Origin of the sequence: Exiguobacterium sp. s101 (assembly GCF_018617835.1) — a bacterium.
Lineage (GTDB): Bacteria > Bacillota > Bacilli > Exiguobacteriales > Exiguobacteriaceae > Exiguobacterium > Exiguobacterium marinum.
This window is the reverse complement of the sequence record NZ_JACSKX010000039.1, coordinates 1-376: the sequence shown is the minus strand read 5'-3', so window position 1 is coordinate 376 and position 376 is coordinate 1. Positions and strand designations below refer to the sequence as shown.

The window sequence follows — 376 nt, the reverse complement described above, 5'->3', positions numbered from 1 at the left end:
ATCTAGCGTCTAAGACACACGGTCCATTATGGACCATATGTGAAATTGGTTTTTGATGTCTTGATGAATCTTCAGTTTTCAAGGAACAAAAGTGGAGCCTAGCGGGATCGAACCGCTGACCTCCTGCGTGCAAGGCAGGCGCTCTCCCAGCTGAGCTAAGGCCCCGTGTATTAAAATTGTTCATAAAAATGGTGGGCCTAAGTGGACTCGAACCACCGACCTCACGCTTATCAGGCGTGCGCTCTAACCGGCTGAGCTATAGGCCCTCATAGAGAGGTGTTTGGTCTCTCAAAACTGAACGATGGGCAATGCCACATGGGCATTTTCCTTAGAAAGGAGGTGATCCAGCCGCACCTTCCGATACGGCTACCTTGTT

The 376-nt window shown here is 50.0% G+C and carries 2 tRNA genes; both read right to left on the bottom strand.

The features are described 5' to 3' along the window. Positions 1-92 precede the first annotated feature (92 nt). Positions 93-165: transfer RNA gene (locus tag KNO76_RS13910), tRNA-Ala, on the bottom strand. Positions 166-189: 24 nt separating this feature from the next. Further along, positions 190-266 (bottom strand) — tRNA-Ile (locus KNO76_RS13905). Positions 267-376 lie beyond the last annotated feature (110 nt).